12 protein-coding genes and 1 other annotated feature are annotated in these 16,177 nt (G+C 39.7%); all 12 genes read left to right on the top strand.

The features are described 5' to 3' along the window. Positions 1-76 precede the first annotated feature (76 nt). The 12 genes from rplA to B3D94_RS05755 all read left to right on the top strand — a co-directional run bounded on the left by rplA (position 77) and on the right by B3D94_RS05755 (position 16,176). Positions 77-775, top strand: coding sequence for a 50S ribosomal protein L1 (rplA, locus tag B3D94_RS05810; RefSeq protein WP_031416727.1), 699 nt, complete (start codon positions 77-79; stop codon positions 773-775). Positions 776-829: 54 nt separating this feature from the next. Next, positions 830-975: a sequence feature (ribosomal protein L10 leader region), on the top strand. A gap of 32 nt (positions 976-1,007) precedes the next feature. Next, on the top strand, positions 1,008-1,508 hold the full coding sequence (gene rplJ, locus B3D94_RS05805; RefSeq protein WP_025116453.1) for a 50S ribosomal protein L10: 501 nt from the start codon (positions 1,008-1,010) through the stop codon (positions 1,506-1,508). Positions 1,509-1,580: 72 nt separating this feature from the next. Further along, complete coding sequence (rplL, locus tag B3D94_RS05800; protein WP_012296079.1) at positions 1,581-1,940, top strand: 50S ribosomal protein L7/L12; 360 nt, start codon at positions 1,581-1,583, stop codon at positions 1,938-1,940. A 76-nt stretch (positions 1,941-2,016) separates the two neighbouring features. Next, entirely contained in the window at positions 2,017-2,619 is a 603-nt protein-coding gene (locus B3D94_RS05795; protein WP_025116452.1) for a class I SAM-dependent methyltransferase, read from the top strand. Positions 2,620-2,861: 242 nt separating this feature from the next. Continuing rightward, complete coding sequence (gene rpoB, locus B3D94_RS05790; protein WP_175423096.1) at positions 2,862-6,437, top strand: DNA-directed RNA polymerase subunit beta; 3,576 nt, start codon at positions 2,862-2,864, stop codon at positions 6,435-6,437. Between the two features lie 203 nt (positions 6,438-6,640). Further along, positions 6,641-10,324 (top strand): DNA-directed RNA polymerase subunit beta', encoded by a 3,684-nt coding sequence (gene rpoC, locus B3D94_RS05785; protein ID WP_069483209.1) that lies wholly within the window; start codon positions 6,641-6,643, stop codon positions 10,322-10,324. A 137-nt stretch (positions 10,325-10,461) separates the two neighbouring features. Next, the gene (locus B3D94_RS05780; RefSeq protein ID WP_025116449.1) at positions 10,462-10,710 is read left to right on the top strand and encodes a ribosomal L7Ae/L30e/S12e/Gadd45 family protein; all 249 of its coding nucleotides are present in this window, start codon (positions 10,462-10,464) and stop codon (positions 10,708-10,710) included. A 98-nt stretch (positions 10,711-10,808) separates the two neighbouring features. Next, complete coding sequence (rpsL, locus tag B3D94_RS05775) at positions 10,809-11,228, top strand: 30S ribosomal protein S12 (protein WP_008181595.1); 420 nt, start codon at positions 10,809-10,811, stop codon at positions 11,226-11,228. 148 nt (positions 11,229-11,376) lie between these two features. Then, positions 11,377-11,847: a 30S ribosomal protein S7 gene (rpsG, locus tag B3D94_RS05770; RefSeq protein ID WP_025116448.1), complete on the top strand. Its 471-nt coding sequence runs from the start codon at positions 11,377-11,379 to the stop codon at positions 11,845-11,847. 80 nt (positions 11,848-11,927) lie between these two features. Then, positions 11,928-14,006, top strand: a complete 2,079-nt coding sequence (fusA, locus tag B3D94_RS05765; protein ID WP_025116447.1) for an elongation factor G — start codon at positions 11,928-11,930, stop codon at positions 14,004-14,006. A gap of 135 nt (positions 14,007-14,141) precedes the next feature. Further along, the gene (tuf, locus tag B3D94_RS05760) at positions 14,142-15,329 is read left to right on the top strand and encodes an elongation factor Tu (RefSeq protein ID WP_069483210.1); all 1,188 of its coding nucleotides are present in this window, start codon (positions 14,142-14,144) and stop codon (positions 15,327-15,329) included. A 157-nt stretch (positions 15,330-15,486) separates the two neighbouring features. After that, the gene (locus tag B3D94_RS05755) at positions 15,487-16,176 is read left to right on the top strand and encodes a response regulator transcription factor (protein WP_083244765.1); all 690 of its coding nucleotides are present in this window, start codon (positions 15,487-15,489) and stop codon (positions 16,174-16,176) included. The last annotated feature ends 1 nt before the right edge of the window (position 16,177 follow it).

Genomic DNA, 16,177 nt, shown 5'->3' with positions numbered 1-16,177 from the left:
GTTTCTTTGTGAACACGCAACCTTTATTCGTGGGAGGTAAAATCCGCTATAACCACAATCAAGGAGGAAATATATAATGGCTAAAAAAGGTAAAAAACTGCAAGATGCAGCTAAATTAATTGATCGTAACTCACTATATAGTGCACAAGAAGCAATCGAACTTGCTCAAAAAACTAGCACAGTAAACTTCGACGCTACTGTAGAAGTTGCTTTCCGCTTAGGTATTGATACTCGTAAAAACGACCAACAAATCCGTGGTGCTGTAGTGCTACCAAACGGTACTGGTAAAACACAACGCGTATTAGTATTCGCGAAAGGTGAAAAACTTAAAGAAGCAGAAGCAGCTGGTGCTGATTATGTAGGTGATGCAGAGTACATCCAAAAAATCCAACAAGGTTGGTTTGATTTCGATGTAATCGTAGCAACTCCTGACATGATGGGTGAAGTTGGTAAACTTGGCCGTGTATTAGGACCTAAAGGCTTAATGCCAAACCCTAAAACTGGTACAGTTACTTTCGATGTAACAAAAGCTATCGAAGAAATCAAAGCTGGTAAAGTAGAATACCGTGCTGATAAAGCTGGTATCATCCACGCTCCTATCGGTAAAGTTTCTTTCTCTGCAGAAAAATTAGTAGAAAACTTCTTAGCTGTATTTGATGTAGTTCAAAAAGCAAAACCTGCTGCAGCTAAAGGTACTTACATGAAATCTGTAAATATTACAACTACAATGGGTCCAGCTGTTAAAATTGACGCTGCTAACGTAGTAGTAAAATAATTTAAATATATATATTGACAACAGCAATGATTACATGATATGATCATTGCTGTTGTGAATTATCCATTTGTACCGTAGACAGTAGGAGTGACTTGTCACTTAATGTTCCTACCGAGGACATCGGAATTCAGATTCTTATTTAAAGATGATGACTTTCAGCCTCTGTGTCTATTTGACGTAGGGGCTTTTCTTTTGTCGGTATAAATGACCCATTCTAATAGGAGGTGTCATCATGAGCAAAGCAATCGAAAACAAACAAGTACAAGTTCAAGAGATTACTGAGAAATTCCAAAACGCTTCTTCTGTAGTAGTAGTGGATTACCGTGGTCTTAATGTTGCACAAGTAACAGAGCTTCGTAAACAACTTCGTGAAGCTGGCGTTGAGTTCAAAGTATACAAAAACACTTTAACTCGTCGTGCTGCTGAAGCTGCTGGTCTTGAAGGAATCAACGACGTATTAGTTGGTCCTAACGCAATTGCGTTCTCAAATGAAGATGTTGTAGCGCCTGCTAAAATCATCAACGAGTTCGCTAAGAAAAACGAAGCTTTAGAAATTAAAGCTGGTATTATCGAAGGTACAATCTCTTCTGTTGAAGATGTTAAAGCACTTGCAGAACTTCCATCACGCGAAGGTCTACTTTCTATGCTTTTATCTGTACTTCAAGCTCCAGTGCGTAACTTCGCACTTGCAACAAAAGCTGTTGCAGAACAAAAAGAAGAACAAGGCGCGTAATTTAATACGTCCAACAACTTCCGCGGCCTGACCGCAAAAAATAAAACACTATCCAATTAGGAGGAAATTATAATGAACAAAGAGCAAATCTTAGAAGCTATCAAAGCTATGACAGTTCTTGAATTAAACGATTTAGTAAAAGCTATCGAAGAAGAATTCGGTGTAACAGCTGCTGCTCCTGTAGCAGTAGTTGCTGGCGGTGCTGCTGCAGCTGAAGAGAAAACAGAATTCGACGTAGTATTAGCATCTGCTGGTGCAGAAAAAATTAAAGTAATCAAAGTGGTTCGCGAAATCACTGGTTTAGGTCTTAAAGAAGCTAAAGAAGTAGTAGATAACGCTCCTAAAGCTCTTAAAGAAGGCGTTTCTAAAGATGAAGCTGAAGAAATCAAAACTAAACTTGAAGAAGTTGGCGCATCTGTAGAAGTTAAGTAATCTCGCGTTACTTTTAAACAAAAGGAAAGCTCGTCATATTGGCGAGCTTTTTTCTTCATTCTGAGGAGGCGTGAAAATGTCAGATCACTATTATACAAGTAATCCTCAAACTGAGAGTAAACCTCGTCACTGGACATTCAAATTACTAGGGCATACGTTTTCATTTGAAACGGATGCAGGTGTATTTAGTAAAAGCGAAGTAGATTTTGGATCCCGTGTTTTAATAGACGCTTTTCAAATGCCTAATATTGATGGTGCAATTTTTGATATAGGTTGTGGATATGGGCCGATAGGGTTATCCATCGCCAAAGCAAATCCAGACCGTACCGTTTGTATGATGGATATAAATGAACGTGCAGTTGCGCTTTCGCAAAAAAATGCGCAAGTGAACGGTGTTCAAAATGTGCGAATATTTGTGAGTGACGGCCTATCGATGGTTGATAAAGATATAGAAGCAGCAGCTATCTTAACGAATCCACCAATTCGTGCAGGGAAGGAAACGATTTTCCGCTTTTACGATGGAGCTTATGATAGACTAGTGTCATCTGGAGAGCTTTGGGTAGTGATTCAGAAGAAACAAGGAGCGCCATCGACAGTAAGTTACCTAGAAGGTAAATTTTCCGAAGTCGATGTTGTCGAGAAGAAAAAAGGATACTGGATTGTACGTGCAAAAAAATAAATGAAATATGTATAATTTATTGACTTGACAAATCGGCTATGATAATATGATACAATGCAAAAATATTATTTTGAGGTCGTATGCCCTTTTTGTATAGAGTTGTTTTAATATGGGTATACTTGCCAAGATAAGTTTAGTTAACCGAAAATGAGATCTTTTTGAAGACTCGTTTTCTTTTTGTCTTTCGAAATCATACACTATTTGTATGATTTTGCAAAGACCTAATATCGCTTTATTGAGGGGTGAATGAGTTGACAGGTCAACTAGTTCAGTACGGACAACACCGCCAGCGTAGAAGCTTTGCGCGTATTAAAGAGGTGCTTGAGCTTCCAAATCTGATTGAGATTCAAACGGCGTCTTACGAGTGGTTCCTTGAAGAAGGTTTACGTGAAATGTTCCGTGACATTTCGCCGATCGAGGACTTTACAGGTAATCTTTCATTAGAATTCATCGATTATTCATTAGGTGATCCTAAATATGATGTCGATGAGTGTAAAGAGCGAGATGTAACTTACGCAGCTCCATTACGCGTGAAAGTACGTCTTTACAACAAAGAAACAGACGAAGTGAAAGAACAAGATGTCTTCATGGGTGATTTCCCATTAATGACAGAAACAGGTACGTTCATTATCAATGGTGCTGAACGTGTCATCGTTTCACAATTAGTTCGTTCACCAAGTGTGTATTTCCATGATAAAACGGATAAGAACGGTAAAAAAGGTTTTGGAGCTACAGTGATTCCAAACCGTGGTGCATGGTTAGAGTATGAAACGGATGCAAAAGATGTAGTTTATGTACGTATCGATCGTACTCGTAAGTTACCAGTAACCGTATTACTTCGTGCATTAGGTTTTGGCTCAGACCAAGAAATTATCGATATTATCGGTGATAACGAGTATTTACGTAATACGTTAGAAAAAGATAACTCTGAAAGTACTGAAAAAGCACTTTTAGAAATCTACGAGCGTTTACGTCCAGGTGAGCCACCAACAGTTGAAAGCGCGAAAAGTTTATTATACTCTCGTTTCTTCGACGCAAAACGCTATGATTTAGCGAATGTTGGGCGCTACAAAATGAATAAAAAGCTTCATATTAAAAATCGTTTATTCAACCAAACGATTGCTGAAACGCTTGTAGACCCAGAAACAGGCGAAATTTTAGTAGAGAAAGGTACAGTGCTTGATCGCCGTACTTTAGATAAAATCCTACCTTACCTAGAAGATTCTTCAAAAGGTATTGGTTTCCGTACTTTATCACAAGTTGGTGGAGTACTAGAGGATGATGTAACAATCCAATCTATTAAAATTTATGCACCGAAAGATGAAGCACAAAAAGAAATTAATATCATTAGTAATGCCTATATTGATGAAGAAGTGAAAAATATTACACCTGCTGATGTATTGTCTTCAGTAAGCTATTTCTTCAACCTGCTTTATCAAGTAGGAGCAACAGATGATATTGACCATTTAGGTAACCGTCGTCTACGTTCTGTAGGTGAGTTACTGCAAAACCAATTCCGTATCGGTTTATCTCGTATGGAACGTGTAGTACGTGAACGTATGTCTATTAACGACACAGCGGCTATCGTACCACAACAATTAATTAATATCCGTCCAGTAATTGCGTCAATTAAAGAGTTCTTCGGAAGCTCTCAATTATCACAATTCATGGACCAAACAAACCCATTAGCAGAATTAACGCACAAACGTCGATTATCTGCATTAGGGCCTGGTGGTTTAACACGTGAGCGTGCTGGTTTTGAAGTACGTGACGTTCACTACTCTCACTATGGCCGTATGTGTCCAATCGAGACACCAGAGGGTCCAAACATTGGTTTAATCAACTCATTATCTTCTTTCGCTAAAGTAAATAAATTTGGTTTCATCGAAACGCCTTACCGTCGTATTGATCACGAAACAGGTCAAGTAACGGAACAAATTGATTACCTAACAGCTGATGAAGAAGATAACTACTACGTAGCACAAGCAAACTCACCATTAAATCCAGATGGTAGTTTTGCAAATGATGAAGTAGTAGGTCGTTTCCGTGGTGATAACACAGTATTCAATAAAGCTCAAATGGACTACATGGACGTATCTCCTAAACAAGTAGTTTCTGCAGCGACTGCGTGTATCCCATTCTTAGAAAACGATGACTCTAACCGTGCACTTATGGGTGCCAACATGCAACGTCAAGCAGTTCCACTTCTTAACCCAGAAGCCCCATTCGTAGGTACGGGTATGGAACATGTGGATGCACGTGATTCTGGTGCAGCTGTAGTAGCGAAGTATGATGGTATTGTTGAGCACGTTGAGGCTCGCTCTATCCATGTTCGCCGCATTGAAGTTGTAGACGGCAAAGAGGTTAAAGGCGATTTAACAAAATATAAATTACAAAAATTTATTCGTTCAAACCAAGGTACTTCATATAACCAACGTCCACTTGTGAAAGTTGGCGAACGTGTGAAGCCTCGCGATATTTTAGCAGATGGTCCATCTATGGAAAAAGGTGAATTAGCTCTTGGACGTAACGTACTTGTTGCATTCATGACTTGGAACGGCTTTAACTATGAGGATGCTGTTATTATGAGTGAGCGTCTTGTAAAAGACGATGTTTATACATCTGTTCATATTGAAGAATATGAATCAGAGTCTCGTGATACAAAGCTTGGACCTGAAGAAATCACTCGTGATATACCGAATGTCGGGGAAGATGCACTTCGTAACTTAGACGAACGTGGTATTATCCGTATCGGTGCGGAAGTACGCGATGGTGATATTCTTGTAGGGAAAGTTACGCCAAAAGGGGTTACAGAATTAACTGCTGAAGAGCGTTTATTACATGCTATTTTCGGTGAAAAGGCTCGTGAGGTTCGTGATACATCATTACGTGTACCACACGGTGCTGGCGGTATCATTCTGGACGTTAAAGTATTTAACCGTGAAGATGGCGATGAACTACCACCAGGTGTTAACCAATTAGTTCGTGCTTATATTGTTCAAAAACGTAAAATTCGCGTTGGGGACAAAATGGCCGGACGTCACGGTAACAAAGGGGTTATCTCTCGTATCTTGCCAGAAGAAGATATGCCATTCATGCCAGATGGCACGCCTGTAGATATTATGTTAAATCCACTTGGTGTACCTTCTCGTATGAATATCGGACAAGTTTTAGAATTACACTTAGGTATGGCTTCTCGCTACCTAGGCGTCCACATGGCAACACCAGTATTTGATGGTGCGAATGAAGAAGACGTTTGGGAAACAATGGAAGAAGCAGGGATGAACCGTGACGGTAAAACAATCCTGTATGATGGCCGTTCTGGTGAACCATTTGATAACCGTGTATCTGTTGGGATCATGTATATGATCAAACTTGCTCACATGGTTGACGATAAACTTCACGCGCGTTCAACTGGACCTTACTCACTTGTTACGCAGCAACCACTTGGTGGTAAAGCGCAATTTGGTGGACAACGTTTTGGTGAGATGGAAGTATGGGCACTTGAAGCATACGGTGCTGCTTATACCCTTCAAGAAATCTTAACAGTTAAATCCGATGACGTTGTTGGTCGTGTAAAAACATATGAAGCCATCGTTAAGGGTGAAAGTGTACCAGAGCCAGGCGTTCCTGAGTCATTCAAAGTATTGATTAAAGAACTTCAATCTCTTGGTATGGACGTTAAGATGTTAACAGTTAATGATGAAGAAGTAGAGCTTCGTGATTTAGACGAAGAAGAAGATCTTCAACCAGCTGATGCACTTAACATCGCACCACAGCCAGATACTCAAGAAGAGCCAGTAGAGTCTTTTGAATAATGGAAACCAAAATTCACAAAGGTGAATAAGGTCAAACTTATTTTTCAAATTAGCCGGGCAGGATTTAACGCCCTGCCTGGCTTTTTCTTTTAATAAATCATTCTATTTCTAATCCTTTGTCAAAGAGGCAATTCTTTGCAAGCGATTATCGAGCTGCGTAAAAGAGTCTTTATAAAGACCTATACTAGAGGGAGGTAGGCTCCTTGATAGACGTTAATGAATTTGAATATATGAAAATTGGTTTAGCATCCCCTGACAAGATTCGCTCTTGGTCATATGGTGAGGTAAAAAAACCTGAAACAATTAACTACCGTACGTTAAAACCAGAAAAAGATGGTTTATTCTGTGAGCGTATTTTTGGGCCAACTAAGGATTGGGAATGTCATTGTGGTAAATATAAACGTGTTCGCTATAAAGGCGTAGTTTGTGACCGCTGTGGTGTTGAAGTAACGCGTGCTAAAGTTCGTCGTGAACGTATGGGTCATATCGAATTAGCTGCACCAGTTTCTCATATCTGGTACTTCAAAGGTATTCCTAGCCGTATGGGTCTAATTTTAGATATGTCACCGCGTGCACTTGAAGAAGTTATTTATTTTGCTTCATACGTTGTGATTGAGGCTGGTGCGACGAATTTAGAAAGCAAACAATTACTTTCAGAAAAAGAGTACCGTGCATACCGTGAAAAATTCGGAAATACTTTCGAAGCTGCAATGGGTGCAGAAGCAATTAAAAAATTATTAGGCAAAATTGACCTAGAAGATGAGACACATTCTTTAAAAGAAGAGTTAAAATCTGCACAAGGTCAAAGACGTACTCGTGCTATCAAACGTTTAGAGGTTGTTGAATCATTCCGTAACTCAGGTAACTCACCTGAATGGATGATTTTAGATGTACTACCTGTAATTCCACCTGAGCTTCGTCCAATGGTGCAATTAGATGGTGGACGTTTTGCAACTTCAGATTTAAACGATTTATACCGTCGTGTTATCAACCGTAATAACCGTTTAAAACGTTTATTAGATTTAGGTGCTCCAAGCATCATCGTACAAAACGAAAAACGTATGTTACAAGAAGCTGTTGACGCGTTAATTGATAATGGTCGTCGCGGACGTCCTGTAACAGGTCCTGGTAACCGTCCACTAAAATCACTTTCACATATGTTGAAAGGTAAACAAGGTCGTTTCCGTCAAAATCTACTTGGTAAGCGTGTTGACTATTCTGGTCGTTCCGTTATCGTAGTAGGTCCAAACTTAAAAATGTACCAATGTGGTCTACCTAAAGAAATGGCTATTGAATTATTCAAGCCGTTCGTTATGAAGGAATTAGTAGAACGTGGTCTTGCTCATAACATTAAATCTGCTAAGCGTAAAATCGAACGTTTAAACAACGACGTTTGGGATGTATTAGAAGATGTTATCCGTGAGCATCCAGTATTACTTAACCGTGCACCAACGCTACACCGTCTTGGTATTCAAGCATTTGAACCAACGCTAGTAGAAGGTCGTGCTATTCGTCTTCACCCATTAGTATGTACAGCATATAACGCTGACTTCGATGGTGACCAAATGGCGGTTCACGTACCATTGTCTGCTGAAGCTCAAGCTGAGGCTCGTCTTCTGATGCTTGCTGCGCAAAACATCCTGAATCCAAAAGACGGTAAACCGGTCGTAACACCTTCGCAAGATATGGTATTAGGAAACTACTACTTAACGCTTGAACGTGAAAATGCACGTGGAGAAGGTACTATTTTCTACGGTCCAAACGAGGTTTTAATCGCATATGATACAGGTCATGTGCATTTGCATACACGTATTGCTATTAAAGCTAGTTCGTTAAATAACCCAACATTCACAGAGGAACAAAATAATATGTTCCTATTAACGACTGTCGGTAAAGTAATCTTTAACGAAATCTTGCCTGAATCATTCCCTTATATCAATGAGCCGACTGATTTTAACTTAGAGCAAGTGACACCAGAAAAATACTTTGTGAATTTAACAATTGACGAAGACACACTAAAAGAGCTTGAATCAGATAGTGCTTATAATAGCCTTGATGAAAAAGGGAAAATTGACGCACAACGTACAGCTGTATTGCGCAAGCATTTTGAATCTGTACCAGTTGTAAATCCATTCCGTAAAAAGTTCTTAGGAAATATCATTGCTGAAGTATTTAAACGTTTCCACATTACTGAAACGTCTAAAATGCTTGACCGCATGAAAAACCTTGGATTCAAGTATTCAACACGTGCTGGTATTACTGTTGGTGTATCTGATATCGTCGTATTACCTGACAAAGGTGAAATTTTAGCAGTAGCTCAAGAAAAAGTAGATAAAGTTCAAGCGCAATTCCGCCGTGGTTTCATCACAGAGGATGAGCGTTATGACCGTGTTATCTCAAGCTGGAGTGCTGCCAAAGATGAAATCCAAGCGAAACTGATGAAGTCTCTTGAGAAAACAAACCCAATCTTCATGATGTCTGACTCAGGTGCCCGTGGTAACGCATCTAACTTTACACAGTTAGCAGGTATGCGTGGTCTGATGGCCAACCCGGCTGGTCGTATCATCGAACTACCAATTAAATCTTCATTCCGTGAAGGTTTAACAGTATTAGAGTACTTCATCTCAACTCACGGTGCTCGTAAAGGTCTTGCCGATACAGCCCTAAAAACTGCCGATTCAGGTTACTTAACACGTCGTCTTGTTGACGTTGCACAGGATGTAATTGTGCGCGAAGATGACTGTGGTACTGACCGTGGTTTAACAATTGGTGCATTAATGGAAGGCACAGAGCTAATCGAGGCTCTAGATGAACGTATTGTTGGTCGTCATACGAAGAAAACAATCTTCCACCCTGAAACTGGTGAAGTGATTCTAAACAAAGATGGTTTAATCGATCAAGATGTGGCTCGTGCAATTATCGAAGCTGGTATTGAAGAAGTGACTATCCGTTCAGCATTTACATGTAATACAAAACATGGCGTATGTAAAAAATGTTACGGCATGAACTTAGCAACAGGTGAAAAGGTTGAGGTAGGAGAGGCAGTTGGTATTATTGCTGCTCAATCAATCGGTGAACCGGGTACACAGTTAACAATGCGTACATTCCATACAGGTGGTGTTGCCGGGGACGATATTACACAAGGTCTTCCACGTATCCAAGAGATCTTTGAAGCACGTAATCCAAAAGGTCAATCTGTTATTTCAGAGATCGCAGGTACTGTTTCAGATATCACAGAAATCCGTGAGGGCTTAAAAGAAATCACTGTCCAAGGTGACGTAGAAACTCGTAAGTATCAAGCGCCTTATAATGCACGTCTAAAAGTTATCGAAGGTGATAATGTAGAGCGTGGTCAAGTTTTAACAGAGGGTTCTATCGATCCAAAACAATTGTTAAAAGTCAAAGACGTTTCAACTGTTCAAGAATATTTATTAAAAGAAGTTCAAAAAGTATACCGTATGCAAGGGGTAGAAATTGGAGATAAACATATCGAAGTAATGGTTCGCCAAATGCTTCGAAAAGTACGTGTAATTGAAGCTGGAGATACAGATTTATTACCAGGTTCATTACTAGATATCCACCAATTTGCAGAGGCAAACGCAGATGCTGTTATGAATGGCAAAAACCCTGCTACTTGTCGTCCTGTAATCCTAGGTATTACAAAAGCTTCTCTTGAAACAGAATCATTCTTATCTGCAGCATCGTTCCAAGAAACAACACGTGTGTTAACAGATGCAGCAATTAAGGGTAAACGTGACGAGCTTCTTGGATTAAAAGAGAACGTAATTATCGGTAAACTTGTTCCTGCAGGTACTGGTATGCAACGTTACCGTCAAATCCGCATCGAAAAAGATGAGCTTGACACAGAAGTCGTTTCTGCTGAATAAACATTAAAAATATGCCGAAGAGATGGAATTACGCCATCTCTTCGGACTTTTTAAAGATATTAGTTGACAGTATAAAATGGTAATGATAATATATTGAAGGTTGATAGTTAACTGTCTGTACTTCGGAGGATATGAAAATGTCTTATGATAAAGTAAGGACTAGTCAAACAATCATAGGTACAAAGCAAGCAGTAAAAGCAATGCGAGCCGGTTCAGTGAAAGAACTTCTTGTGGCACTTGATGCAGACAATTGGGTAACCGATTTGGCCATATCTTTCGCGAGAGAAATCGGTATACCAGTTATTCTTGTTGAGTCCAAAAAGGAACTGGGCAAGGCCTGTGGAATCCACGTTGGAGCTGCGGTAGTTGCAATTACTGGAGAGTAGTTTTTGTGTATTAAACACAAAGACTTTGTTTTTACCCAAAAAATGAACCACCTGGATGTGTGGTATTAACAAGGAATAAATGAAGGGAGGAAAAATCGATGCCTACAATTAACCAATTAGTACGTAAGCCTCGTCAATCTAAAAGCACGAAATCAAAATCACCAGCGTTAAACAAAGGATATAACTCATTTAAAAAATCTTTAACTGATGTTAAATCTCCACAAAAACGTGGTGTTTGTACTCGTGTTGGTACAATGACACCTCGTAAACCAAACTCAGCGTTACGTAAATACGCTCGTGTACGTTTAACTAACCAAATTGAGGTTACAGCTTATATCCCAGGTGAAGGCCACAACTTACAAGAGCACAGTGTTGTTCTTATCCGTGGCGGACGCGTAAAAGACTTAGCGGGTGTTCGTTACCATATCGTACGTGGAGCTCTTGATACAGCTGGTGTAAACGGTCGTTTACAATCACGTTCTAAATACGGAACAAAACGCCCTAAAGAAAAAAAATAATTTAACGTTCAATAACGTTATTTAAAACTGAGCCTCCTACTAATTGTCACAAATATCGAATCTTGCTAGCAGATTTGATATTTGATTGACGACTATAAAAAGGCTAACTTATAAAATAATCGATATTTATTCGAAAGGAGGAAAACACATGCCTCGTAAAGGTCCTGTTTCCAAACGTGACGTGTTACCAGATCCAATTTATAGTTCAAAACTAGTAACTCGTTTAATCAATAAAATGATGGTTGATGGTAAAAGAGGTACTTCTCAAAAGATTTTATACGGTGCGTTCGAAATTGTTAAAGAACGTTCTGGTGAAAATCCAATTGAAGTATTCGAAGCCGCTCTAAATAACGTAATGCCAGTTCTTGAAGTACGCGCTCGCCGTGTTGGTGGTTCTAACTACCAAGTACCGGTTGAAGTTCGTCCAGAACGTCGTACAACTTTAGGTCTTCGTTACCTAGTTAACTATGCTCGTCTTCGTGGTGAAAAAACTATGGAAGAGCGTTTAGCTAACGAAATTCTTGATGCTTCTAACAACACTGGTGCATCAGTTAAGAAACGTGAAGATATGCACAAAATGGCAGAAGCGAACAAAGCATTCGCTCACTACCGCTGGTAATATAACCTATGTGTTAACGGATTGGTTAGCACAAGGTCTCTTATACAGTCTTTACCCCAATATGGAAGGAGAAATTTCCTATGAAACGCGAATTCTCACTTGAGAATACTCGTAATATTGGGATCATGGCTCACATTGATGCTGGTAAAACAACAACAACTGAGCGTATCCTTTATTACACTGGTAAGATTCACAAAATCGGTGAAACTCATGAAGGCGCTTCTCAAATGGACTGGATGGAGCAAGAGCAAGAACGTGGTATTACAATCACTTCTGCAGCAACAACAGCCCAATGGGCAGGCCATCGTGTAAACATCATCGATACGCCTGGACACGTAGACTTCACTGTAGAAGTAGAACGTTCATTACGCGTACTTGACGGTGCTGTTACAGTACTAGATGCTCAATCTGGTGTTGAGCCTCAAACTGAAACTGTATGGCGTCAAGCTACAACTTATGGTGTTCCACGTATTGTATTCATTAACAAAATGGATAAAACAGGAGCAGACTTCTTATATTCTGTAGGAACTCTACATGATCGTTTACAAGCAAACGCTCACCCTATTCAATTACCAATCGGAGCTGAAGATCAGTTCTCTGCAATCATTGACTTGGTTGAAATGAAAGCTACTTTCTATGGTGACGAAAAAGGTACAGCAGTAACTGAGGGAGAAATTCCTGAAGAATACCGCGCACAAGCTGAAGAATACCGTGAAAAATTAATCGATGCTGTTGCAAGTGTTGATGAAGATATCATGGAAAAATATTTAGAAGGCGAAGAAATTTCTGTTGCGGAACTTAAAGCGGCAATCCGTCGTGCTACAATCGCAGTAGAATTCTACCCAGTAATCTGTGGTACAGCGTTCAAACACAAAGGTGTACGCCCAATGTTAAATGCTGTTATCGATTACTTACCATCTCCAGTAGATGTACCAGCAATCAAAGGTACTTCTGTTGATGGTGACGAAGAGTTAGAACGTAAATCTTCTGATGAGGAGCCATTCTCAGCTCTTGCATTCAAAGTTATGACTGACCCATTCGTAGGTAAATTAACGTTCTTCCGTGTGTACTCTGGAACATTAGATTCAGGTTCATACGTACAAAACTCTTCTAAAGGTAAACGTGAGCGTGTAGGTCGTATCCTACAAATGCACGCTAACTCTCGTGAAGAGATTTCTAAAGTATTCGCTGGGGACATCGCAGCAGCAGTAGGTCTTAAAGATACTACTACTGGTGATACTCTTTGTGACGAGAAAAACCTAGTTATTCTTGAATCAATGGAATTCCCTGAGCCAGTAATTTCTCTTTCTGTAGAACCAAAATCAAAAGCTGACCAAGATAAAATGGGTCAAGCTTTACAAAAACTTCAAGAAGAGGATCCAACTTTCCGTGCTCACACTGACACAGAAACTGGACAAACAATCATCTCAGGTATGGGTGAACTTCACCTTGATATCTTAGTTGACCGTATGCGCCGTGAATTTAAAGTAGAAGCTAACGTAGGTGCTCCAATGGTATCTTACCGTGAAACATTCCGTGGCTCTGCAAAAGTTCAAGGTAAATTCACTCGCCAATCTGGTGGTCGTGGACAATACGGTGACGTAACGATTGAGTTCTCTCCAAACGAAGAAGGTAAAGGCTTTGAATTCGAAAACGCTATCGTTGGTGGTGTAATTCCTCGTGAATACATTCCTGCAGTTGAAGCAGGTCTTCGTGACTCTCTTGACCGCGGTGTAGTAGCTGGTTACCCTCTAATCGATATTAAAGCGAAATTAGTATTCGGTTCTTACCATGACGTTGACTCGAATGAGATGGCGTTCAAAATTGCTGCATCTATGGCTCTTAAAGAAGCATCTAAACAATGTGATGCTGTTATCTTAGAACCAATGATGAAAGTAGAAGTTGTAATTCCAGAAGAATACCTAGGTGATATCATGGGTAACATTACTTCTCGTCGCGGTCGCGTTGAGGGTATGGATGCTCGCGGTAACTCACAAGTTGTTCGTGCTATGGTTCCTTTAGCAGAAATGTTTGGTTATGCAACGACTCTTCGTTCTGCAACGCAAGGTCGTGGTGTATTCTCAATGACATTCGATCATTATGAAGAAGTACCAAAATCAATTGCTGCTGAAATCATCAAAAAAAATAAAGGTGAATAATTGAATTTTCATCTTGCATAAAGTATAACTAATTTGTAAGCTATGATTGCAGGATAGGGGATGGGCCCGTTCTCTATCAGCATTCATTCTATAAATTTCAAAAATAAACATATAATTTTGAGGAGGCAATCTCTAATGGCTAAAGAAAAATTTGACCGTTCTAAAACGCATGCTAACATTGGTACAATCGGACACGTTGACCATGGTAAAACTACTTTAACTGCTGCAATCGCTACAGTTCTTTCTAAAAAAATGGGTGGTACAGCTAAATCATACGCTGACATCGATAACGCTCCTGAAGAAAAAGAGCGTGGTATCACAATCAATACTTCTCACGTAGAATACGAAACTGAAACTCGTCACTATGCACACGTTGACTGCCCAGGACACGCTGACTATGTTAAAAACATGATCACTGGTGCTGCACAAATGGACGGCGGTATCTTGGTAGTATCTGCTGCTGATGGCCCAATGCCACAAACTCGTGAACACATCCTTTTATCTCGCCAAGTAGGTGTTCCATACTTAGTAGTATTCATGAACAAATGTGATATGGTTGATGACGAAGAATTATTAGAATTAGTAGAAATGGAAATCCGTGACCTACTATCTGAATATGACTTCCCAGGTGACGATATTCCTGTAATCAAAGGTTCTGCTCTTAAAGCTCTTGAAGGTGAAGCAGAATGGGAAGAAAAAATCGTTGAATTAATGGACGCTGTAGATTCTTACATCCCAACTCCAGAACGTCAAACTGACAAACCATTCATGATGCCAGTAGAGGACGTATTCTCTATCACTGGTCGTGGTACAGTTGCAACTGGCCGTGTTGAACGTGGTCAAGTTAAAGTTGGTGACGTAGTTGAAATCATCGGTATCGCTGAAGAAGCTAAATCTACTACTGTAACTGGTGTAGAAATGTTCCGTAAATTATTAGACTATGCTGAAGCTGGTGACAACATCGGTGCTTTACTTCGTGGTGTTGCTCGTGAAGAAATCCAACGTGGTCAAGTATTAGCTAAACCAGGTTCAATTACTCCACACACTAACTTCAAAGCTGAAGTTTATGTTTTATCAAAAGAAGAGGGTGGCCGTCATACTCCATTCTTCTCTAACTACCGTCCTCAGTTCTACTTCCGTACAACTGACGTAACAGGTATCTGTAACTTACCAGAAGGCGTTGAAATGGTAATGCCTGGTGATAACATCGAAATGACAGTTGAACTTATCGCTCCAATCGCTCTTGAAGAAGGTACTAAATTCTCTATCCGTGAGGGTGGCCGTACTGTAGGCGCTGGCGTAGTTGCTTCTATCCAAAAATAATTTTAGCTTTCGCTAATATACAAACCAATCTGTAGGGACGCTTACAGATTGGTTTTTTATGTTAAAATAAAACTAATTAAGGTTTTAATTAGTGTATGAATTCATAACAGCCAGCATGTCATCTATGTTAAATATTTAAGCAGAAAGGGATTTGAATATGGAGATGAAAATTTTACTGATAGAAGATGATCCATCGATATTTAGTATGATTGAAGAACGTTTTGCACAATGGTCATTACAAGTTGTTGGACCAAAAAATTTTCAAAAGGTGATGGATGATTTTATAGAAGTGAAGCCTCATCTTGTGCTAATTGATATTCAGTTGCCTGCCTATGATGGCTTTCATTGGTGTCGAGAAATTCGTCATCTCTCAAATGTGCCAATCCTTTTTCTATCCTCGCGAGATCATCCAATGGATATGGTGATGGCCATGCAAATGGGGGCAGATGATTTTATACAAAAACCCTTTCATATGGAAGTATTACTCGCTAAAGCACAGGCTATTTTACGAAGAACATATGACTATGTTGAAGCAAAGATGGATGTTACACGCTTTAACGAAGCCGTTATTGATTATGCAAGGAGTGAAATTGTGTGTGATGGAGCTATAGCTTCCTTAACAAAAAATGAACTCTTTATATTGCGCATCTTAGTGGAACAGGCTAATCATATCGTCTCAAGAGATGAACTAATGCGAAAACTGTGGGATGATGAACGTTTTGTAAACGATAATACGTTATCGGTGAATGTTAACCGTTTACGTGCAAAGCTCGAGGATATTGGCTTACATGAAGTGATTCTAACCAAAAAGGGACTCGGCTATATAGCTGTAACTCAAGGGACGTGAA

The sequence above is a fragment of the Lysinibacillus sp. UBA5990 genome (genome assembly GCF_002429815.1).
Classification (GTDB): domain Bacteria; phylum Bacillota; class Bacilli; order Bacillales_A; family Planococcaceae; genus Lysinibacillus; species Lysinibacillus fusiformis.
The sequence above is the reverse complement of the archived record's forward strand: the minus strand, read 5'-3'. Positions and strand labels throughout refer to the sequence as shown.

Bases quoted from the DNA above. Each gene is read 5' to 3' on its own strand.
- rplA (WP_031416727.1), top strand. From the start codon at position 77: ATGGCTAAAAAAGGTAAAAAACTGCAAGATGCAGCTAAATTAATTGAT.
- rplJ (WP_025116453.1), top strand. From the start codon at position 1,008: ATGAGCAAAGCAATCGAAAACAAACAAGTACAAGTTCAAGAGATTACT.
- rplL (WP_012296079.1), top strand. From the start codon at position 1,581: ATGAACAAAGAGCAAATCTTAGAAGCTATCAAAGCTATGACAGTTCTT.
- B3D94_RS05795 (WP_025116452.1), top strand. From the start codon at position 2,017: ATGTCAGATCACTATTATACAAGTAATCCTCAAACTGAGAGTAAACCT.
- B3D94_RS05780 (WP_025116449.1), top strand. From the start codon at position 10,462: ATGTCTTATGATAAAGTAAGGACTAGTCAAACAATCATAGGTACAAAG.
- rpsL (WP_008181595.1), top strand. From the start codon at position 10,809: ATGCCTACAATTAACCAATTAGTACGTAAGCCTCGTCAATCTAAAAGC.
- rpsG (WP_025116448.1), top strand. From the start codon at position 11,377: ATGCCTCGTAAAGGTCCTGTTTCCAAACGTGACGTGTTACCAGATCCA.
- fusA (WP_025116447.1), top strand. From the start codon at position 11,928: ATGAAACGCGAATTCTCACTTGAGAATACTCGTAATATTGGGATCATG.
- tuf (WP_069483210.1), top strand. From the start codon at position 14,142: ATGGCTAAAGAAAAATTTGACCGTTCTAAAACGCATGCTAACATTGGT.
- B3D94_RS05755 (WP_083244765.1), top strand. From the start codon at position 15,487: ATGGAGATGAAAATTTTACTGATAGAAGATGATCCATCGATATTTAGT.